The following is a 23289-nucleotide window of genomic DNA, read 5'->3' on the forward strand; positions in this document are numbered from 1 at the left end:
GATGCGATCATCCAAAGTACAATAAGCGTCTCTCATGTAATCACCTATTTAAAAATAAACATAGTTTATCTGTGGCCTTTCCTTAAATAAGCAACTATAAGCATTACATACAGTTGAACACAAGGAGGTTGATCACCCTTTTCAGTAACTAGAAGGAGAGATTTTGGGTGAAAAGCGATTCCATCACCGTTGGTGATTGTGATGCGAGAAGATTATATGAAAGACATGAGGAGGCAGCTTGCCTCCTCATGTGAGGCTAACCTAATATCGGCATACATTTATTCAATGATTGCCCGTTATCAATTATGACTACAGATGTTACAACGCTAAATTGGGCGAAATCATGGCGAATGTTAAAACTATACATAAAGGACTAGGTATACACGTCAGAAGCCAACGGCTAATCATATATAGTGTTATTGTTCTTCAAGGTGATTTTTCAACAACGCCATTTATTTCCTATTCTTCTATCAATACCTTATATGCTGTTTCTATTGCGGATTTAAAATCAATATCACTAAGCATGTCACCTTTTCGGATTGTTGTTTTAGCGATTAAGAAACCCTCATCATCAAATTCAATTTTACTATTACCATTCAAGAAATAGCGAATGGCATCTGCATATTCTTCAATGCATTCTTCATTTAACTCTGAGGGACTGACACCTTGAGATGGTGATACAGCATCATCGATTAGCCCATTTTTACGATATATAAGTTTTTCACCTGTATCTTCAATAATAGGTAAGTCATGAATTTGCTTGAGCATATTGATTTGATTTCTTGCTGACCTCAACTCGTTATATAAGGTTTGAACCTTGAACTTAACAACATCACTACCAATAGTTGCAAAATCAGCATCTGTCATTGAAGTAAAGTCTACAGGTGAATAATCCGCAGATGCCTTACTTACTTTTGCCTTATCTATATCATGTGACCACGCGTCGAATAAGACTCTGTATGGGTTGGGTTTTCCCCGAACGGTTTTGTTATAAATTGAGCTGGCACTCATTTTTATTCCAATAGCCTCTAATGCACCAACTACATTAGGCACGGTTAAATCCACATGATTCTTTTTAAAACCATAAATAATTTTATTCAACGCTTTTAGGCGTGTTTCAACATTTGAATTTGCATCTTTAAGAAGGCTCTTTAGAACGGTATCAACATCATGCTGCATGGCATACCTCCATCAAATTCTCTAATCTCAAAGCTGCAACTAGATACTTCCCTTCCTGTGCTTTGATGTCGTTTTCAATCAACTTTGCCGTTGCTGATATAGCCTGCTCCTTTTCCTCATGACTTAAGTTCCTTAGAAATATTGGTTGCTCACCAATGGCAACAAGTGCTTTATCAACAAACGTGTCACGTTTGAACTTCAAGTTTTTATCTCTTTCGAAATAGGGCAAATAAGACTCGGACTCTACCACTGCGTTCAAATGTTCAAAGTTAGTACAATCCTCAAAACCGATACTTTCAACGAAATCTTCGCTGGTATTAGTTAGATTTCTAACCGTTTCAAACAGTAAGTTCCCATAATAAACCTCAGAAAGAATCAAATTCACATCTCCTGAGTTCATTTCCATGTTATTTTCCGCTTTCTTAATCAAGTTGTTCAGGCTAGCCCATTCTTCTGAACGACCATTTGCTTTGAACTCTCTCTTCCTCTGCTTTATAAGCTTCCTATAATCAGATTGCAGAAGACTATACTCATCATTGAGTTCTTTAGCCTTATAAAGAAGAGCATTCACATGCGCCCAAATATTAGTTAAGAATGGTTTACCACTGATTAGATACTTACAATTCAAGCACTTACCTATACCATTAAAATGTGCAGCATCTTCATCACGCCCTTCATGACAAAGCGTCCCTGAGTTCGGGCATATCCCCAATGCATTAGAGTTCCAACTGCGTTCTTGAACGTCTCCCCAAGATGTTAGATAGATATCAGGGACGTAAGCAATCTGCCTCGCCTTCTCGATATCCGATGTCTTCAGCTCTTCTGTAAGAGCTAACTCCATCTTGCTACTTATTTTAGCTTGAACTTCAGTAATTCTGTCATTTATATAGCTCTTATCATATTTGGTATAACGGTATGTAGTTCGTACGTTAGCGTGGCCAGCGATTAACTTAGAAATGATATGAATAGGTACACCAAACTCTTCGAGCCTTGTAATGCCTGTAACTCGCGTGCAGTGCGGCGTTAGATAACTGATGTAAGAGTTACCACCGCCAACATTATTTCTAAATTTTTCAAATTTCTCTTGAGATATTACAGAGTAATCAGCTCCCTCAGCATCAAGACGGCGCTGGATCTCCACCATCAATTGGTTCCACATCTTTGTAATCAACAGCTTAGTTGGTGGAAAATCTCTACTTTTTTCATCAGAATTCAAATTACACCTAAACAAATAGAAGCGTGAAGGTGTAATTTCTAAAACCGCAGCAGTTGGCTTGCCGCCTAGGATAGTTTGAGGTCTATCAAGATCTTTCATGGCAGCAGGAGATTTAACGGGATGATGTTTGTTCAAAAACTCTAACTGTCGTGAATATATAGTAAGTGCATCTTCATGATGCCAAGGAATCGTATACCCACTAACCTCACTGAAAGCTACACTTCTATCTGCTGTCTTATTCGTGTTGATGTACATGTAGGCTTGTCTAACTATTGGGGATCCATTTTCATCAATATTTTTACTCTGTATAGCTTCCCTTACTAAGCTAATGTCACGCTTAACAAACCCTCGGTCTTGATTAACTGAATATCTCGATTTCCAATAACCTGCATGACCACTGTCATTTGGTATCCATCGTAAACTGTCAAAGTCATAACGATAGTCGTCACCCTCACCACTATCTAACACTTGAGCTTGAATTATTCTTATCGGTAATAGAAAAACCAAAGCCAATAGATTATTCAAGGTTGGGTTAAATACACTATTACCTTCATCATCAATGAAATATTGATCTTTAAGCGTCTTTGCCCACTTATATTCCTCGTCAAGCAAGATATCAATGGCTAGTTGGTGGACTCGCATTGGTATCACCGCTTTAGGTGTTTCGTCTTTACTAGAACCAGTACTTTTCTTGAAAACCTTATCTCTCTGAATACGATCCCATTCATAATTATCAAATAGAGGTTCGAAACCATTCTCAGGATCAATGTTATATTCATTCATCGCCCAAAGCATCATATCTCGGATGTACATGGACTTCGCTCTAACAGTCGCTTTAACTTCATTCTCTAGATAGTGAAGAAAACGTTGAGAACCTCTACGTCCCTGAACTAAAAGCTCAGTTAGTTCATCGACTGTATGAATACACTCAATCCCCAGCACATTCTCAACATAATCAAGCAAGTTATAAAATGCTGAATTTTGCCCCTTCTGGGTCTTTAAAATAAGCGTATCAATGTAAGATTCATTAATCTTTACAAGAAGAGAATATGCAGCTAACTGCTCTTGACGGCCTAGAGATTTGACTTTTCCACGAGCAATACTTCTACCTTGAGGTTTAATAAGATCGTCAGGAACAATCTTCTCTAAAATACCTTTCGGAACTTCAGTTTCGTTAAACTCATAGATTGTTCTTAGAAAAGCAGTTATGCCGTAAAGATCCCTCCTTGTAAGGTTATTTGATTCATCGCCTCTGTTTCCTTTGAATAAATCATAATTACTCACGACCAAATCAAAAAGGTATTGAGCATCTTCTATTTTCAATTCCTTAATACGATATCGCTTGTAAAATAACGAATAGAGCCTAGCGAAGAGCCTTCCCTTTTGTCTTGGTGCAGAGTTGTCACCATAAGATGAATTGTGCTCATCAAATTCATCCACAAACTTTTGAACATCAGGACTAGACTTAGTAGCCAAAGCCGTTAAATATGAGGCTGACCAATTGAACTTGGCAAAGTTGTAGAATTCAGAGAAGCAAACTTTCCTGCGTAGCATCTCATCATGCAGTTTTTCTGAAAAAACACCTGGTAATGATGTAGCATTTAACACCAAGAAACACTCAATCAATTTCGTGTTGCTTAACTCTTTTATGCCCGTATCTTCGATGTATTTTAAGACAGTTGATTTTGTGATTTTCAATTTAGACCTACATACCTTTTAGAGACAATAGATATACACCTGCAACATTTTTCAAAGCTTCGTCGATTGCTCGTTTATTCGCTGACTTATATATTTCTTGTGACATAATACTTCTATGGTTCATCATATCTTGAAGTACTTTTGGAGGTACGCCAGCCTCCTCCAAAATTGATGCAAACCAATGTCTCATAGAGTGCGGCGCAATCCCGTTCTTTGCACCATACTCAACATAATATCCTAATTTTTGAAGTCTCTTACATGCTTGTTTAAATGCTTTTAAATAAGAGTTAATTGACATCGGCGCACCAAGATCATTCACATCTCCAGTTTTTATAAAAAAGAATGGATGCTCATACCCATACTTGGCTTTATACTCTCTCATACAGACTTCTCTTTGATGCATATACTGTTTGAACAATTTAACGAATAATATTTCAGCATCTTCATGAATTAATCTAATTGGTGTTGTGTAGTCTGGATCAAGAGCCAAGTCTTTCCACCCAGCATAATAAGAGTTAGAGTTGTTCTCGTTATCTCTCGGTAATAGGCCTCGCTCCAAAAGATACTCTGCTCGACTTTTATTTTTATATGGAGGGATATCACAACTCGATTCTGATGGGTGATGAAGAGAGATTTCAAGCTTCCCCGAGCTAGGGTAAATATTGAAATCGTTGAACCATAAATGGAACGGCTCACTCTCTCTTAGCCCACCAAAAATCAAGAGCATTGTAATCATCTTAGCACCAATATTTTCTCTTCCATTTCGCAGTTTGAATCCTTCATTTAGAAGTGGCTCAATCAAATCCTCTGGAAACTGGGACACCTTGTTGGAGGTTGTGGTAGTACTCTTGGAAAACTTGAATATGTGATCTGTTGAAGTCGCCTGTAGCCTAGCAGCAACCTTATTAACGTCTGTAACGTGGCTCAGGAACGAGTTATTCTTAACTTGGCTAGCACGAAAGAAATACTCCTTATGTATCTTAGAAGGTGACTTAGGCAGGGTGCCATTCAATCCTATGTAGCGAGAGAAATCTAGAATGTAACCGACATTCCTTCTGACTGTTTTTGCGCTGCTTGGAGTCCAACCCAAACCAGAATCTCCAGATAATGAGCACTGAATAAAGCCCCTTATGGTGTCAGCAACATTGTTGTCATTCTTGTAGGCAGGAGCCTTCTCAACACAGAAGTCGTAGAATAAGCCAATTGCTCGGGCTACCTGACGTTGCCAAGACCCGCTGTTACTATTTGTCTCGAAGTAGTTAATTAACTCTCTAAATACGATTGGCTTCTCTGAGCCAAGAGGTTTGATGTAAAGGACGATAAAGTGATTCGTCACTCCACTCTTGAGCTTTATTTTCTGCTTTACCGTAACATGGTGAACAGGATGAGCGTAAGATTGCTTCCTGAACTTCATTCACCTAACCCCTCTTGCTTACAATGATTAACTATCTTCCATCTTCTTGTTGTAAGTTGTAAGGGATCAACACTTAAACTCACTTGAACAATAATACAGTTTAACTTATAGTTATCAAGACTATTGTTGGAAGTTGTTGTAAGTACATTATAGGTTATATACGAGCAGTCGACTCATAATCGATTGGTCCCCAGTTCAAGTCTGGGAGGGGCCACCAAATGCCAGAAGGCTCGTAGAGAAATCTACGGGCCTTTGTCTTTTCTGGCCCGGTCGATATCCGGCCCTTTTCTCTAAACAATGGTGACTTCGGTAAGCTGTGGTCCATTAGGTCAGCCTAAAGGCTCCACGTGGTCACTACAGAGTCACACTTTCCCTGTCAGAGTGAGATCCACTATCATCGCTATCCATTCCTTATTGATTCTAAGCAACACACGCCCTTAGAACACAAGTTTAAAATGCATAAGCTATTGATATAAAAATAATAACCATGTTATCTCTCATTCAGAGCACCGATACCCTCATCAATCAATTCCGTTACGATTCCTATACAAGAACACTCGCCCACAGCAAAGAATGAGATGATTTAGATGTGGATAAGCGCGTTGATAATACTGAAATTTATACGTACAAACGTCGTTTCCAAACGGGATTGAAAGCGACGTTTTACTAATGATTTGGATGATGAGAAAGGGATGAATTGAGTTTTAACGTTGTAATTGGATGGCTTGAATCAATGCAGACAACCCCTGTTCAATTTTAGAACGAGGGCAGCCAAGATTGAGCCGTAGGTATCCCTTTCCTGAATCGCCATAAACATCACCAGACATGATCGCGACATTGAATCGTTCAATTAACGTCTGATGAAGCAACGACATATCCAGATCTAACGACGATAAGTCAATCCATGCTAAGTATGTCGCATCAGGTATGACATAGTGAATGTCCTGATATGCATTGTGCAGTGTTTCTTGTACATACTGATGGTTCGCAAAGACATATGCATTGAGTGCATTTAACCAAGGCTCCCCTTGGTTATAAGCGGCCATCGTGCCAAGAACGCCAAGAATAGACGGCGACGAGAGCCCGTCCACTGCTTTTAGTTTATGTAGATAGCGCTCGCGTATGGTGGCATCTGCAATCAATGCATATGCACCGTTGAGTGCTGGAATATTGAATGACTTAGATGCAGAAGTCACCACCGCCCACTGCCCTGAACGACTCATGCCCACATAGGGTATGTGCTGTTTAAAACACACATCCATATGAATTTCATCCGAAATTACGTTGACTTGGTATTTGTCACACAACGCTGCAATTTTTTCGAGTTCACAACAGCTCCATACCCGTCCTGTTGGGTTATGAGGGCTGCATAATAACAACACCGTATTGTTGTCATCAGCTAATTTGCTCTCTAGGTCAGGCCAGTTAATTTCGAATCGACCTTGCAGCTTAATCAGCTCGCTACGAACACATTTTCTATCTTGCCCTTCGATCATTTTATCGAATGCGTCATAAGCAGGTGTATGAAAAACAACCCCTTGATTCGGCTTGCTCCACAGTTCTATTAATTTCGACACAATATAGATGACAGAGGGGCCGTAAACCAATTGATTGGTGTCGATGTCACAATCAAAACGAGAGCAATACCAATGACTGATTGCGGTTTTAAAATCATCATGATTCCAGCGACTGTAGCCCAGCACCGGATGCTCAAGCCGCTGTTTTAGCGCACGGATGACCACCTCTGGCGCGGCAAAATCCATGTCTGAAATCGTAAAAGGCAACAGACCAGACTTGCCAAATCTATCTTGAACATAGTCCCATTGCGTACAGTAAGTACCAGTGCGATCAATAGGCGTATCGAAGTCGAATTTCTGAGTCATACCAACCTTCCAATTGAACATCCTCAGCACCGTTCAAAGAACCATAGTGCTGAGGTATTTATATTCAAAAACAATGATTAACTTGCCGACATGATGGCTTGCATTTCGTTTTTAACCAGATGGACTTGCGTTCCAATCACGACTTGCAGGTTGTGCTGATCCAGCTTCACCACGCCAAGAGCGCCATGCGCTTTTAATTTGGCATCATTCACCAAGCTCATGTCGTTCACAGAAAGGCGAAGACGTGTGATGCAGTTATCCAACGAAGTGATGTTCTCTTTTCCACCCAGTGCCGCAAGCACCGCAGCACCTTTACCCGATTCGTTGATGAACGCCGCTTCAAGTTCTTTATCCACTTCCGCCGTATCCACTTCACGGCCCGGTGTTTTTAAATTGAACTTGGTGATGGCAAACTTAAACACTGAGTAATACACCACGAACCAAATAGCAGCGACAAGCGGTACCAAGTACCATTTCGTTGCGGTACCTTGCAGGACGCCAAATACCAAAAAGTCAATGAGGTTACCGTCAGTGTTACCAATGGTCACATCAAGCAATCCCATCACCATGAATCCTAAACCGGTGAGGATGGCATGCACAACATAAAGCACAGGAGCAACAAACAGGAACAGGAATTCTAGCGGCTCAGTGATACCACCAACAATGCATGCAACTACACCAGAGATGAGCAACGCTTTAATTTTTGAGCGGTTCTCCGGGCGGGCACAGTGGTACATCGCCAAAGCAGCACCAGGTAAACCACCAAGGAAAGTCGGCATTTTCCCTTGAGATAAGAAGGCTGTGACCTCTGGTGTAAACGTCGTGGTATCCGCACAAGAGAGTTCCGAGTAGAAGATATTCAACGCACCAGACACCGTTTGACCACACACATCCATGGTGCCACCAGCCTCGGTGAATCGAATTAAGGCAACCAAAATATGGTGAAGCCCAATGGGCAGCAATAAGCGTTCCCCAGTACCAAATAGCATAGGACCAAAGTCGCCTGCGCTTTCAATCACATGACCGATGCCATTGATGCCTGCCGCGAAGTAAGGCCATACAAATGGAATAAAGACCCCCACGACACCCAGCACCAACGCAGAAATGATCGGAACAAAACGGGCACCACCAAAGAAGGCCAGCGCATCTGGCATTTTAAAGGTGTAGAAACGTTGGTGAAGCTTGGCGACTATCACCCCCACCACCACCGCACCCAAGATACCGGTATCAATCGATTCAATACCGATAATGTTTTTGACGCCATAAGCAACACGTTCAGATTGACTATCCAATACACCTGCGACAGTGAGGAAAAAGTTAATCGCTAGATTGAACGCAGCATAACCGACAAATCCCGCGAACCCTGCGACACCTTTTTCTTCACGCGCCAATCCGAGTGGAATCGCGACCGCAAACATCACAGGCAAATAAATGAAAGCAACGAGGCCAATTTTGGTCATCCACATAAACAGATATTGCAATGGCGCATTATCTAAAAAGGGAATCGCTTCTTTAATCGCTGAACTGGAAAAAGAACTACCGACCCCAAGAAGAATACCTGAGAATGCCAGCAGTGCGACGGGCAGCATGAACGTCTTACCGAGGCTTTGCAAAAACTCCCAAATAGTCGATTTGTTGCTTTTAGACATAATCTGTCTCCGGAATTTAAGGACTTGTAGGGCTCATGCACTTCATTCGATGAAGTCATGACGTCTTATTGATATGCGCTCAATATACGCCGCTAAAATTTTTGGTAAAACGTTTTACCAAAAGTTATGTGATCAAGTTAAACAACTTTTATCTAAAGCCTGTCGGGCTTTAAAAATCAGATTAATACGGTTAAAGTTTGCTGATAAAACGTTTTTCTAATCCACAAAGTGAATCTATGTCTTCAAACAAAGTGACCATTACAGAAGTCGCTAAACATGCTGGCGTTTCGGTAACGACGGTCTCAATGGTATTGGGAAATAAAGGCCGAATTTCTCCCGACACCATAGAGAAAGTCAACGCCTCGGTAGAGACGTTAGGTTACATTCGTAACCGCGCCGCCGCCAATTTACGCTCAAATTCCAGTGAGATTATTGGGCTGATCCTGAAAGACATTAGCGACCCTTATGATGCGGAAGTCACAGCCGGGTTAAGTGAAGAGATTGAACAGCAGGGCTACATGTTGTTTCTGGCTCAATGTGGTGATAGCCAAGAAAAATTTGAACACTGTGTATTAACCATGGCACGCCAGGGCGTGGGGGGCATTGCATTTTGTTCCATCGGCGAAAACCAACAACTGAATGTCGACAACCTCAAGCAACACAACCTTCCCATGGTGTGTATCTCGCGCTCGTCCGTAGACAAACACATCGATTATGTCGGCCCAGATAACATGCATGCAGCGAAACTGGCGACAGAACATCTGGTGAAACAAGGTCATCGTAGAATCGCATATGTGGGGGGAGCGAGCAGCTCATTGTGTCGAGCAGAGCGAATTGGTGGGTATTGCACCACCTTGATGCAGTTTGGTTTACCCTTCAAACCGGAATGGGTGGTGGAGTGCGAAAAGAATCAAGCAGCAGCGGCACAAACCGTGCAACAATTGTTACTGGAACATCCACAGATTACCGCGATGCTTTGCCATCACTCATCGACAGCCTTGGGCGCAGTTTATGGCGTAAAACGAGCAGGACGATCCATTGGTAACGATCAGTTCATTGGGAAGCAAGTCGCCATCATTGGTTTTGACGATGTTGAAGAAGCTGAACTTGTAGATCCCCCACTAACATTTATCAATTTCAATGCTCGAGAGATGGGAAGACAAGCCGCAAAACGCTTGATCAGGCAACTCAAAGAGGTGGATCCTGAACCCTATCGATTGGTGCTGTCTCCAAAGCTCATCGTTCGTGAATCGACCTAAGTGAATACACAACGGCGAGCCGACGTGCATTGCAATCACCGACGAATCATCACGTCAATCCTTGATTGATACGCCATGTTCGGCAAAGTTGATGCGAAACTCATCAGGCTTTTTACACTTGTGAATTAATGAGCAAACCTTGACTCACCAAAAATAACGGAAGTTGAGCAGCAGCGAATTCATGCCTGCGTTTTTCGAGTAAATACCACCGTTAGAATAGTGAAGATAGGTGAGCATCAGTGCGCCGACATCATAGCGCAGGCCGAGGGTTAGCCGATCCTCGAACTGGATGTTGCCTCCCATATCGCGATCGCTGAACACAGACTTGCTGATGTAACTCAGCCCAATGCCAGCTTCTAGCAGCGGCTTGCCACCAGCAAACTGCGATGAAAATTGGTAAGATAACACGGGCGAAAACGCGACCATGCGCAGGTCCTCATCCTCATCGAGTGACCACTGATTCAACGATAAGTCCAAGTAGGCAGAGAGGTGCCCCGCCTCACTCTCCCACCATTGTGCATCGAGATGGCGTTGAATCCCGATCCGCACCAGCAACTCATCATCAAAAGACGTTCCAACGCCCAGAGTTACACTGTCGAACCCAAATTGGCAGTCAGCGGCAGCCGAAAAGCAAAGCGAGACACCCACAATCAATGGCTTCCAAAAGCAGACATTCATCATGTATATCTTCATCATTATTGATAAATACAATTTTAGTTCGCAATGTCGATTTTGGCATGCCTGCCGACAATCACTTGAAAAAATGCCCGCATTACTGCGGGCATCAAGGTTAAACCACCGGCGGAAAATCCAACACCATGGTGGCGACACTGAAATAAACAATGACGCCAATGGAGTCGGCAATGGTGGTGATCAGCGGTGCGCTGGCTGATGCTGGATCAAGGTTCATTTTATTGAGCACAAACGGCAACAACATTCCAACCACCGACCCGATGATCACCACGATTTGCATTGTCAGCGCTACGACTAATGCAATGTCGCCCCCGCTACGCCACCAACCCAGCAAGGAGACCGCAGTCGCCATGGTTGCACCAAGCAGCGCCGAGATCGCCAGTTCCTTACCGACCATCTTGGCCCAATCTTTGGCGACCACTTCACCCGTCGCCAGTGCACGCACCATCAACGTGGCCGACTGCGATCCCGCATTGCCACCACTGTCGATCAACAGCGGCAGAAAGAACACCAGCGCCACGTAGGTTTGAATCGTATCTTCGAAATAGGCAATCCCCGCGCCGGAAAAGAGGTTCCCAAACACCAGCAGCACCAACCAAAACACCCGTTTGCGATACATCAAGCCGATGCTGGCGTCTTTAAGGCTGCCGGTAAAATTCACCGCCGCCGTTTTATGAAAGCTGCGATCCGCCTGCGCTTCCGCCACATCCATCGCGTCGTCATACGTCACGATCCCCACCAACCGATTGCGGTTGTCCAATACCGGCAACGCCAACAGATCGTATTTACTGATCGCCTGCGCCGCGAGCGCTTCTTCATCATGTGCGCGCACAAAGATCATCACCTTGGTCATGATCGTCGCCACTTTGATGCTCGGTTCGGCTAGTACCAACTCTCGCAAAGAGATGATGCCGAGCAGCCCTTGCTCCTCATCTAGCACGTACGCTTGATAGATGGTTTCACTCTCATGCGCGCACAGTTTGAGGTGAGCCAACGCCCCTTCCACGGTCAAATCGCGTGTTAAGGTGGCAAAATCTGTGGTCATCACGGCGCCAATCGTGCCTTGCGGATAGGCCGACAGAATCTCGATGTTTTCGCGATCCGCCGCGTTCATCAAGCGCAACACCTGCTGCTGAATGTCTTGTGACAACAACGCCAACAGATCAACCCGCTCATCAGGGGCCATTTGATGCGCCATGGCCGCCAATTCTGCCATCGTCATGCGCTGTGCGATATCCACCTGTATGGTCAGCGGCAGATAGCTGAACAATTCCGCTCGGGAATCTGGCGTCAGCAACTGCAAAATGTCTTTCAGTTCGGCCTGCGAAACGTGTTGCGTGTCTAACAGATGGACCAATGTTTCTGCACAGTCGGCCTTGGGATTGCGCGCAATGAATTGATTCAATTGCGTTTTGTCGGCATGGCGCAGCAGCGCCATCATTTCATGAATCATGCTGAGTTCTCCTAGCCTTAGCGCCAAAAATGAGTCAAACGAAACCAGTGAGAACGGACTTTGCCTGCCAGTTCATAGGGCGAGATTTGCAAACGCTGGCGAATGATGCCGATAGCCGCACGGCTTTCCAGCACACCGACAACGCGGCGCTCGTCATCCAGCACCGGCAGCATGGGCCATGAGCTTTGGCGCAAACGCAACGCAGCCTGATAGGCGGGCGCAAAGGGGGAAACCCAGTGCTGCGCGCCTTGGGCCAGCGCAACAATAGGCAATGTCGGCTGTGCAACCGCCAACGCCGACAGCGGAACCAGCCCCAAATAAGTGCCCTCGTCCGAGGTGACGATCACGGCATCGATCAATTGACCGACAATGTGCAGACTGCGCAGCATGTGAATGACATGATGCACTTTCAGATCGTCCCCGACGCAAAAGCAGTCTTGGGTGAGATGATCGCGAACCCGGTTAAAACCGGACATACGCAGCACCACGCGGTGCTGACGCTCAAAGATGGGTGTAACAGTCATAGCTCTCTCCTGAGATTTGCTCAGGACAAAGAAACCTTAACGCACCGCAGCGCCCACGCGAGATGACGTGCGAGTTTGCTGCGTGATCCCAACAGTTCTTCTCGGCACGCAAGCCGTCACGCCCGATAACACGCGCGCAAACAACGTTGCCAAACCCGAGATGGTTTGGTCAGGACACTGGAATGTTCGAAAACGGATGAGAGAATCTGCATCTGCCAGCGGTGATAATCACCAGGCACATGCATAAGCAGAAGGCTGGTGAACTAGAAACCGCGTGGCATTTTCGTTAAACCGAAAAGACCATACTGTGATATTCGACTACTCGATGAGTCCATAGGTTTCTGTTGTTCCTCGAAAAATTAAACGATAGTCAGCGCAAAACGCGCTGTGCTCAATAAGCGAGCGGGATGTTAAATCTGGCGTAAAATCTTGTCAACGATTGCACAACATGCGTGAACATTTTTAACCCTACGCTGACAAACCGTCACAAACGCTGACACACCTCACCCAGCATTCATTCAGCCGCGAAATATCAGCCTGAAGCAAAAGCCTCAAGCCTGCTGCCGCTTTTGCCTATCGTCACCAAATTGCAATCGAAACGCCATCAAAGCCTCATCCAATCGCAGCGGTTCTGACACACTCGCCCTCTAGCATGACGATAAAACACGGATCGTGAGGACGTTATGCTTTCCACCAGCCCTTTTAAATTGCCGCGCAAAACCCCGTTTGGCCTGGGTGAACACATCGCCGAATGGGCGACCGGTTTACACCAACTGGATAAATTTTACGCTCAGCGCCCAGCCGGGTGCGATACGGCGCAGTTTCTGCGTTTCACGCTCGAAGTGTTGGGCATTGATTACCAAGTGGTCAAAGGCGCACTCGGCCAAGTGCCGCAAACAGGCGCGACCGTGGTGGTGGCAAACCATCCTCTGGGTTGCGTGGAAGGGGTGATTTTGGCTGAACTGCTGCTGACTCGCCGCACCGACATCAAGATCCTCGCCAATCACTACCTTAAAACCGTCCCCGAGCTCGATGAACTGTTTATCGGCGTCGATGTATTTGAAACAAGTAAAGCGCACAAAGCCAATTTGCTGGCGCTGCGTCAGGCGCATAAACATCTGGAACAAGGCGGTTTATTGCTGATGTTCCCCGCGGGCGAAGTGTCGCAATGGGTCGACAGCAAACGGGTCGACAGCAAACAGCGCCGTTTAGAAGACAAAGAGTGGAGCCAGTCGGTCAGCCGCTTGATCAAAAAACACAAGGCCAAATCGGTGCCAGTGTATATTGATGGCCAGAATTCCAAACGCTTCTACATGGCCGGGAAAATTCACCCGCTGCTGCGTACGCTGATGCTGGGGCGCGAACTGCTGAATAAAAAACAGCACTGTATCGACATCGCGATCGGCGAAACCATTCACTACAAAGAAGTAAACGATCTGTGCGATCAGCAACTGGTCAACTACCTGCGCCTAAACACCTATTTGCTGCACAACCCTGCCACCATTACGCGTAACAAAACCGCGCAAGACAGCTCGCTGGTGCCGATTGAGGCGCGCCTGCCGCTAGACGATCTGCGCCAAGACATCGCGCGCCTGTCATTTTCGGATCACTTGCTGCGTCACAACGAATTGGATGTCTACTGCACGCGTGCCGAGAACATTCCCGCCATCCTGCATGAAATTGGCCGCGTGCGAGAACGCAACTTTCGCCAAGTCGGCGAAGGCACCGGCTTATCGCTGGATATCGACGAGTTCGACCGCGACTATCTGCACCTGTTTATCTGGGATCGTGACCAAGAGCTGCTGGTCGGCGCGTATCGCTTAGGGTTGGTTGATGAACTGCTGGCAAGTCGCGGCCTTGATGGCCTCTACTCCAGCACCCTGTTTCAATACGACCCGCGCTTTTTGCATAACATGGGCAAAGCGATTGAGATGGGGCGCTCGGTGATTGATGAGGCGTACCAAAAAAGCATGGCGCCCCTGCTGCTGCTGTGGAAAGGCATCGCCACTTATGTGCAACGTCATCCGGACTACACGCACCTGTTTGGCCCGGTGAGTATCAGCAGCGACTACAGCGACCAAGCGCGTCGCCTGCTGGCCGACACCATGACGCTGCATTATTACGACCAAGCGCAGGCCGAACTGGTGGAGGCAACCAATCCGCTCCCAGTCGGCCAAAACCTGTGGAATGCCAGCCTGCTGACGTCGCTCGCCGACCTGCAACTGCTGTCGCGCGTGATTGCGCGCATTGATGAGGGCAAAGGGATTCCGGTGCTATTGCGCCAATACCTTGGCCTCAATGGCAAACTGGTCAGCTTCAACATCGACCCCGATTTTAACGACGCGCTCGATGGGTTAATTGTGGTCGATTTACGTCACGTGCCACAGCGTACGCTCGCCCGCTATATGGGCAGCGACGAAGCGCAGCACTACCTTGATCATCACGCCCAGTCACCGGACCTTACGGTGCTCACTTGAAGCCATCATCGTCGTCATCATCTGAAGAACATGTGTGAGTCGGTCAGCATCAACGCAAGCGTCTCTCAACGCCACCCCATCAGCAAAAAGGGCTGCCCATGGCAGCCCTTTTCATGTCAACACACTTTCCCGTTATTCAACCGTCACCGCTTTAGCCAAGTTGCGCGGTTGGTCAACGTCCGTGCCTTTGATCAAGGCCACATGGTATGACAGCAACTGCATCGGAATGGTGTAGTAGATTGGCGCCGTGATGTCGCTGACGTGCGGCATGGTGACGATCTTCATTGTGGCATCGGCTTCAAAGCCAGCTGCTTGATCGGCAAACACATACAGCAAGCCGCCACGAGCGCGCACTTCTTCAATGTTGGATTTGAGTTTTTCCAACAGTTCATTGCTTGGCGCCACCACCACCACCGGCATATCGGCATCAATGAGCGCCAACGGGCCGTGTTTCAGTTCACCCGCCGCATACGCTTCTGCGTGAATGTACGAGATCTCTTTTAGTTTGAGCGACGCTTCCAGCGCAATCGGGAAATATTCGCCACGACCGAGGAACAGCGTGTGTTGCTTGTCGGCGAAGTCTTCGGCAATGGTTTCGATCTCTTTCTCACATGCCAGCGCCGCTTCAATTTGTTGTGGCAACGCATGCAGCGCTTCAACGATCTCTTTTTCCTGCGCTTTGTCGATCACGTGTTTCTGTTTGCCCAGCGCCGTCACCAACATCAGCAGTGCGGCCAGTTGCGTGGTGAACGCCTTGGTCGATGCCACGCCGATTTCAGTCCCCGCGCGCGTCATGAATGCGAAGTCGGATTCACGCACCAGTGAAGAGCCAGCCACGTTACAGATGGTCATCGCGGCCATGTAACCTTTTTCTTTCGCCAGACGCAATGCCGCCAATGTATCGGCCGTTTCGCCAGATTGCGACAGGGTGATCAGCAAGCTGTTTGGACGCGTCACAAATTTGCGGTAACGGAATTCAGATGCAATTTCGACATCGCAGCTCACGCCGGCCAGCGCTTCAAACCAGTAGCGCGCCGTCATCCCCGCGTTGTAAGACGTGCCGCACGCGACGATTTGGACGTGTTCCACGTTATTCAGAATGTCTGCCGCGTGCACGCCAATGCTTTCAGTCACCACAGAATCTTTGGTCAGGCGACCTTCCATGGTGTTGATCAGTGCTTTCGGCTGCTCAAAAATCTCTTTTTGCATGAAGTGGCGGAACTGGCCTTTGTCACCCGCATCGTGTTCGGCATTCGATTCGACGATGTCACGCGTCACGGCTTCACCTAACGTGTTGAATACGTTCACTTCGCGGCGCGTCACTTCGGCCACGTCCCCTTCTTCCAGGTACATAAAACGGCGCGTTACGCTCAGCAGGGCCAGTTGATCTGACGCCAGGAAGTTTTCCCCCACGCCAAAACCAATCACGATCGGGCTACCCGAGCGCGCCACCACGAGACGAGACGGATCTTTGCGATCCACCACCACGGTGCCATACGCGCCTTCGAGCTGTTTCACGGTTTTTTGCACCGCTTCGAGTAGTGAACTTGCCGTGCGACGTTCCCATTCCACCAAGTGCGCGATCACTTCGGTGTCTGTTTGTGAGGTAAACACGTAACCGCGCTCACGCAACTGTTCACGCAGCACTTCGTAGTTCTCAATGATGCCGTTGTGAACCACGGCAATATCGCCCGACATGTGTGGGTGAGCGTTGACTTCAGACGGCTCACCGTGTGTCGCCCAGCGCGTGTGCGCAATCCCCGTGCCGCCCGCCACGTGCTGCGCATCGACAGCATCCGCCAGCTCTTGCACTTTGCCCAAACGGCGAACGCGCGTGAGCTGACATTCACTGTCAACCACCGCCAGACCCGCTGAGTCGTAACCGCGGTATTCCAGACGGCGTAGGCCTTCGACCAAGATTTCAGCGACATCACGTTGTGCTACTGCACCAACAATTCCACACATGGTATTAACTCCGTAACTATTTTTTGTTTCAGCTTCTCTGTGGCATTCCAGCCGGGGCAGCAAGCAAAAGGCCCGTCAGAGAAGGAGGGTATTCGTTGTGCTCAGGCGCGAATCACACGCACCTGATGAGATTCAATTTGTGCCACGTCAGCGTCGGGCAATTCTTTATCGGTCACCAGCACATCAATCGTGTCCCAGGACAATTCGAGATTGGGGATTCTGCGCCCCACTTTGTCGGATTCCACCATGACGATCACTTCACGCGAGACTTCCGCCATCACCTTGCTCAGGCCAACCAACTCATTGAACGTGGTCGTGCCGCGCTCCAAATCAATGCCATCGGCACCAATAAACAGTTGGTCAAAATCGTACGAACGCAGCACCGATTCCGCGACTTTGCCTTGAAAGGATTCAGAATTCGTATCCCACGTTCCGCCAGTCATCAGCAGCGTCGGTTCACTTTCTAACTCGTTGAGTGCGTTGGCAACATGCAAGGCGTTGGTCATCACCACCAAGCCACGCTTGTCGTTCAGCTGCTCAATCAACGCGCCGGTGGTGCTGCCGCTGTCGATCACAATGCGATTGTGGTCGCGAATTAATTTCGCCGCGGCTTTGGCAAGCGATAACTTTCGAACCGAAACTTTTGGGCTCATTTCATCGGCGACTACCTCTTTGGGAAGCGCAATGGCGCCGCCATAACGTCTGAGCAGCAGACCGTTACTTTCTAACGAGGCGAGATCCTTTCTAATGGTCACTTCGGAGGTTTCAAACTGGCTGGAGAGCGCTTCAACGCTGACTTCACCTTGCTCATTCACGAGGTTGGCAATAGCGTGGCGTCTGAGCTGTGTATTTCGTTTCGACATGGTTTATTTTTTATCAAGTTTCGAATCGAAACGAAGTATAATCAAAACGAAACATTTATGTCCATTTATTTTGATCCAAAAAATTAATATTTCGCGCTAAAACCTTGTCCTAAGACAAATCTTAAACAGTGATATTGACGCCGTTCAGTGGTAGAATTCGCACCCTAAAAGAAAAAAAATTACAGAATACGGCGTGATATTTTTGTAACTTTGGCCGTTTACCCTGACTAAGTCGCGGATTTCTGAAATTTTAACCCCAACAAATGGTCATAAAATGACTAAACTTGTTGAAAGACTTTCAGCTTTGGAGTGAGCGAAACTCGTGAACTACACTTGGCAATTGAAGACGACATGTTGCCACCACCGAGATCACTTTGGGGCGATGCACCAAACTTCTATTTCTTAATTTCTATTACCGGAGAGACCCTTCCATGAAAAAGACCAAAATCGTTTGTACGATTGGCCCTAAAACTGAATCTGTAGAGAAGCTAACTGAACTGGTTAACGCAGGCATGAACGTGATGCGCCTGAACTTCTCTCACGGTGACTACGTAGAGCACGGTACTCGTATTGCGAACTTCCGTCAGGTCATGGAAAACACAGGTAAGCAACTGGCTATCCTGCTGGACACCAAAGGTCCAGAAATCCGTACAATCAAACTGGAAAACGGCGATGACGTTGATCTAGTTGCTGGTCAAGAATTCACTTTCACCACTGATACTTCAGTTGTTGGTAACAAAAACATCGTTGCTGTGACTTACGCTGGTTTCGCACAAGACCTGAACGTAGGCAACACCATTCTGGTTGACGATGGTCTGATCGAAATGGAAGTGACTGCGAAAACTGATTCAGAAGTAAAATGTAAAGTGCTGAACAACGGCGCACTGGGCGAAAACAAAGGTGTGAACCTACCTGGCGTATCTGTGAACCTGCCAGCACTGTCTGAAAAAGACAAAAACGACCTGAAATTTGGTTGTGAGCAAGGCGTTGACTTCGTTGCGGCTTCTTTCATCCGTAAAGGTTCTGACGTGAAAGAGATTCGTGAAGTTCTGGCTGCAAACGGCGGCGAAAACATCCAAATCATCTCTAAAATTGAAAACCAAGAAGGCGTAGACAACTTCGACGAAATCCTAGAATTGTCTGACGGCATCATGGTTGCACGTGGCGACCTGGGTGTAGAAATCCCAGCGGAAGAAGTTATCTTCGCGCAAAAAATGATGATCGAAAAATGTAACCGCGCACGTAAAGTGGTTATCACTGCAACGCAAATGCTAGATTCAATGATCAAAAACCCACGTCCAACTCGCGCAGAAGCGGGCGACGTTGCGAACGCGATCATGGACGGTACTGATGCAGTCATGCTGTCTGGTGAAACTGCGAAAGGTAAATACCCTGTTGAAGCCGTAACCATCATGGCGCAAATCGCAAACCGCACAGATTCAGCGCTGAAAGCGGAACTGGGTTCTCGTCTGGACAGCCCACGCCTACGCATCACTGAAGCCGTATGTAAAGGTGCAGTGGACACTGCTGAGAAACTAGCCGCGCCACTGATCGTCGTTGCAACTGAAGCGGGTAAATCTGCACGTTCAGTACGTAAATACTTCCCAACTGCAAACATCATCGCGGTTACCACCAACAAGAAAACTGCTGCACAGTTGGTTCTGAGCAAAGGTGTTTCTCCAGTGGTTGTGGATTCTATCGACAGCACTGATGATTTCTACCGTCTGGGTAAAGAAATCGCACTAGAATCTGGCCTGGGTAAAAAAGGCGACATCGTGGTGATGGTTTCTGGTGCACTTGTGGCATCCGGCACAACCAACACAACGTCTGTACACGTACTGTAATTCAGTCGGTTCAGCACATAAAAAAATCGGGGCATGGCCCCGATTTTTTGTTTCTGTCTCTTACCAACCAAAAAACTCTTTGTGGTGGGTGTTAAGCAATAACACCATCGGCAGGAAATAAAGCGCACTGAGCTTAAATCCTAACACCAACAAAAAGCCAATCGTGAGCCTCACTAGAAAATGATTAACCATACTCTGCCTCGTCTTGCCCAGAGTGTGCGATTTCCGTTCCCTTTCCCCGCCCCACTGCGGAAAAAGTGACTGCTCCATTCAAATTTGGGCGACCATCGATGAAAAGATCGACAGTTTACTTATTAATCAGTTTAGCTCAAGCGGGAATAAAAATTAGACTTTAGTCGCATTGTCAGAAAAGTGTGACACTAGGCGATGTCATCACTGCTATGGCAGACCGATACGCGGTTTCGGCCCAATGTTTTCGACTCATACAGCGCAATGTCCGCACATTTATACGAGCGATTGCTGTCGAACGTCAGGTCGGTTACGCCCGCGCTGATGGTCACGGTTAGACTTTGGTCGATAGCCACAGCAGCACGCAAACGATCCACCACGCGGTGCGCTTCGTCAATGGCAGTGTGTGGCATGATCACCGCAAACTCTTCGCCACCAATACGCGCAATAAAATCGGTGCTGCGTAGCTGGTGCGTGAGGATCTGCGCAACCTGAATGATCACGCGATCGCCCTGATCGTGCCCCTGTTCATCATTGATGCGTTTAAAGAAATCAATATCGATCAACACCAAGCAGGCGTCATGATTGTGGGCATAGCGTTCGACCAGTTGCGTTTGCGTTTGCAGCTCTTGTTCGAACTTGCGGCGGTTCCAAAGGTGTGTCAGGGAATCTTTTTCACTCAGCTCGCGCAGTTGGTTTTCCAACGCTTTGCGCTCGCTGATATCAATAATCGAGGTGATGTAGTAACTCACGCGACCCGCTTCGAAAATAGCCTGAATGCGCACAATGGTCGTGAGCATCTGCTGATCCTCGGTGACCAACTCCACTTCCCCTTCCCAGCTATGTTGTTCCGACACTTTTTCAAGCACGTTGAGCACCTGATCCATGCCGTGGTGACTCAGCAGCACTTTGAGTGCGTTCCGTCCCAGCACCCAATGACTGCTCAGCCCGGTCATCGTTTCAAACTCTTCGTTGACCATGATCACTTGGTGCGACTTATCAGAGATCATCACCGCCGACATGCCGCTGAGCGCCGCACGCGCGAGTTTGCTTTCAATCGTCCGTCGATGGTAATGCAGCGCCATGGAAATGGTCGGCAGTGCAAAAATCAGCACGATCAAAAAGACAAACACGCCCTCTTTTACCAGATCGTTCAGATCGCGCGCGACGCGATGCGTGAGTTGGGCTTGGGTCAGTTTGATCACCAAATGCAGTTGTTGCTTGTCAGCAAACGCCATGGTGGTGAACACCAACAGATGGTCGGCTTCTTGGCGGTAGCCGCGTGCCTGCTGCTGCATCTGCGCCCACGTGAACGGGTATTCACGCGCAAAGTGATGCGGTGAATAGGCGCTGTCTTGGTTGTGCATGAACGGCGTTTCCGGCGTCAGGTAGACACCTGTATTCGAAATCAGTTTTGGTCGCAGGGTGGCATCCAGCGCGTAGCTGAGACGATTCGACAGATTGAGAATGTCCACATCGATCATCACATACCCGACCCGCTGGCCAGCCATATTGATGGGCGTCACCACACAAACAGAAGGAATCGTCTCCATCGTCTCGCCCCGCTTCACACGGCGTGTGCCACTCCAAGCGCCTACTTGGTCATCCCCCAATGATTGCGCGTAGCGCAGCAATGCGCTCTGTTGGTAGTGCTCCTCAGTCTCAACCGCTTTGGCCTGATGCGCAGCCGCCGAGTAATCGACGCGAATCAACACCTGCCCCTGCACATCCATGAAGCGAATATGGTCGTACCATTTCTGGCTTTTGGCGACCGACATAAACACGCCCGCCAAACGAGATTGATGCTGTGGGGTTGGCGCCTGAGCAAAGTCGTACGTACTTTGGCTATGACCTAACAGGTCAACGACCGAAAATAGCTGTTCTTGAATCCGGGAGAACTCACGCTCACTGTAGGTGAGCTGATTGAGCGTTTCGCGCGCGGTTTCGGTGATGTTGCTCTGCTTGAGCTGCTGATAGCGTTGCACGTAATACGCGGTAATCGCGGTGGTGATCAACGTACAGGCGATGAGAAGAAATATGACGACTCTCGAAAACCTCATGACCCTGCACTATCATCCCTGCGAAAAAGAAGGTGGGTACTATATCACCATTTCATGCGCACTGAATAAAAAAGCGACCGCAGACTCGGTTTTGATTGTGTCGAAATAAAACAGCCAGAATCGAGCATGATCCTGGCTGTTTACCGCATGATGGGGTGTTTATTCTGCCAGTTTATAAATCACATCCACGCGATCGCGAATCACCAACGTGGCATCCTGATAAGTATCGCTCGCGCTGACTTTTTCATTCATGCTCATCGCACGCATCATCACGGGCTGCGGATTCATGGTGTTGTAATCAATTCGCCACACGCCGCCCAAGTTGCGTTTGAACCCTTTGGCAATCGAGCGCGCTTTCAGTTTCGCGTCTTCAATCGCCGCCATGCGGGCTTGCTGTTGGTATTTCGCTTCATCACGCACTTTCAGCTGCACGTTATCAACTTGATTGATGCCGTTGGCCAGCGCCACATCCAAATACTGGTTCAGGTTGGCCACATCATCCACTTCCACCGTTACACTGCGTGACGCACGGTAGCCGACCAGTTCCGGTTGGCCGGATTTCGGGTAATGGTATTGCGGTGCCAAATAGAGGTTGGAGCTGGAGATGTGCTGCGCATTGACGCCCGTCGCTTTCAGCTGCGCGGTAAATGCCGTCACCACTTTATCGACCGCAGCCTTAGCTTGCTCGGCATTCATGGTGGTTTCCGTCACTTTCACAGAGAACTGCGCCATGTCTGGTTTTGCGACGACTTCACCGTACCCAGTGGTCACCAAATGCGGAAAGTTAGGGTCTTGCGCCTGAACGCTGGCTGCGCCAAATAAGCACGCCACAATCGCAAGCTGAGGGATCAATTTCATGCCGTTTACCTTATCGGTTTACGCTAGGTGACCTAGCCAAAATCCGGTCGTCTGCATGACGATCC

General features: G+C 47.5%; 15 protein-coding genes. 3 read left to right on the plus strand and 12 right to left on the minus strand.

What is annotated here, in order from left to right:
- Positions 1–459 precede the first annotated feature (459 nt).
- The 5 genes from ACF8PK_RS10255 to malX all read right to left on the minus strand — a co-directional run bounded on the left by ACF8PK_RS10255 (position 460) and on the right by malX (position 9039).
- Positions 460–1179, minus strand: coding sequence for a hypothetical protein (locus ACF8PK_RS10255; RefSeq protein WP_078231632.1), 720 nt, complete (start codon positions 1177–1179; stop codon positions 460–462).
- Positions 1169–4093: a VPA1269 family protein gene (locus tag ACF8PK_RS10260; RefSeq protein ID WP_392441145.1), complete on the minus strand. Its 2925-nt coding sequence runs from the start codon at positions 4091–4093 to the stop codon at positions 1169–1171. The genes ACF8PK_RS10255 and ACF8PK_RS10260 overlap by 11 nt, the downstream gene beginning before the upstream one ends.
- 7 nt (positions 4094–4100) lie before the next feature.
- Positions 4101–5507 (minus strand): site-specific integrase, encoded by a 1407-nt coding sequence (locus ACF8PK_RS10265; RefSeq protein WP_078231630.1) that lies wholly within the window; start codon positions 5505–5507, stop codon positions 4101–4103.
- A gap of 704 nt (positions 5508–6211) precedes the next feature.
- Complete coding sequence (locus ACF8PK_RS10270) at positions 6212–7390, minus strand: MalY/PatB family protein (RefSeq protein WP_041942633.1); 1179 nt, start codon at positions 7388–7390, stop codon at positions 6212–6214.
- Between the two features lie 77 nt (positions 7391–7467).
- The gene (gene malX, locus ACF8PK_RS10275) at positions 7468–9039 is read right to left on the minus strand and encodes a maltose/glucose-specific PTS transporter subunit IIBC (protein ID WP_014205802.1); all 1572 of its coding nucleotides are present in this window, start codon (positions 9037–9039) and stop codon (positions 7468–7470) included.
- Positions 9040–9275: 236 nt separating this feature from the next.
- On the opposite strand from malX, the gene malI reads away from it, so the two are divergent.
- Complete coding sequence (gene malI / locus ACF8PK_RS10280; protein WP_392441235.1) at positions 9276–10298, plus strand: Mal regulon transcriptional regulator MalI; 1023 nt, start codon at positions 9276–9278, stop codon at positions 10296–10298.
- A gap of 144 nt (positions 10299–10442) precedes the next feature.
- Here malI and ACF8PK_RS10285 read toward each other — a convergent pair whose 3' ends face one another.
- The 3 genes from ACF8PK_RS10285 to ACF8PK_RS10295 form a co-directional block, all read right to left on the minus strand.
- Positions 10443–10979: an acyloxyacyl hydrolase gene (locus ACF8PK_RS10285; protein WP_392441149.1), complete on the minus strand. Its 537-nt coding sequence runs from the start codon at positions 10977–10979 to the stop codon at positions 10443–10445.
- 109 nt (positions 10980–11088) lie between these two features.
- A complete protein-coding gene (gene mgtE / locus ACF8PK_RS10290; RefSeq protein ID WP_392441153.1) occupies positions 11089–12444 on the minus strand; it encodes a magnesium transporter in 1356 nt (451 codons plus the stop codon).
- Between the two features lie 17 nt (positions 12445–12461).
- Positions 12462–12968 carry a CBS domain-containing protein gene (locus ACF8PK_RS10295; protein WP_392441156.1) on the minus strand — a complete coding sequence of 169 codons (507 nt, stop codon included), beginning with the start codon at positions 12966–12968 and terminating at the stop codon, positions 12462–12464.
- Between the two features lie 683 nt (positions 12969–13651).
- Here ACF8PK_RS10295 and ACF8PK_RS10300 point away from each other — a divergent pair.
- Complete coding sequence (locus ACF8PK_RS10300; protein WP_392441159.1) at positions 13652–15445, plus strand: lysophospholipid acyltransferase family protein; 1794 nt, start codon at positions 13652–13654, stop codon at positions 15443–15445.
- Positions 15446–15577: 132 nt separating this feature from the next.
- Here ACF8PK_RS10300 and glmS read toward each other — a convergent pair whose 3' ends face one another.
- Positions 15578–17410 (minus strand): glutamine--fructose-6-phosphate transaminase (isomerizing), encoded by a 1833-nt coding sequence (glmS, locus tag ACF8PK_RS10305; protein WP_014205809.1) that lies wholly within the window; start codon positions 17408–17410, stop codon positions 15578–15580.
- Between the two features lie 101 nt (positions 17411–17511).
- Positions 17512–18273 (minus strand): DeoR/GlpR family DNA-binding transcription regulator, encoded by a 762-nt coding sequence (locus ACF8PK_RS10310; RefSeq protein ID WP_158141159.1) that lies wholly within the window; start codon positions 18271–18273, stop codon positions 17512–17514.
- Between the two features lie 431 nt (positions 18274–18704).
- On the opposite strand from ACF8PK_RS10310, the gene pykF reads away from it, so the two are divergent.
- Complete coding sequence (gene pykF / locus ACF8PK_RS10315) at positions 18705–20117, plus strand: pyruvate kinase PykF (protein WP_004724236.1); 1413 nt, start codon at positions 18705–18707, stop codon at positions 20115–20117.
- A gap of 380 nt (positions 20118–20497) precedes the next feature.
- Here the strand turns inward: pykF and ACF8PK_RS10320 are convergent, their stop codons facing one another.
- Both ACF8PK_RS10320 and ACF8PK_RS10325 read right to left on the minus strand, forming a co-directional pair.
- On the minus strand, positions 20498–22366 hold the full coding sequence (locus tag ACF8PK_RS10320; RefSeq protein ID WP_392441164.1) for a diguanylate cyclase: 1869 nt from the start codon (positions 22364–22366) through the stop codon (positions 20498–20500).
- A gap of 159 nt (positions 22367–22525) precedes the next feature.
- Positions 22526–23224 (minus strand): oxidative stress defense protein, encoded by a 699-nt coding sequence (locus tag ACF8PK_RS10325; RefSeq protein ID WP_004724239.1) that lies wholly within the window; start codon positions 23222–23224, stop codon positions 22526–22528.
- Positions 23225–23289 lie beyond the last annotated feature (65 nt).

It is taken from the genome of Vibrio sp. CJQ_6 (genome assembly GCF_043106745.1).
Taxonomy (GTDB): Bacteria; Pseudomonadota; Gammaproteobacteria; order Enterobacterales; family Vibrionaceae; genus Vibrio; species Vibrio furnissii.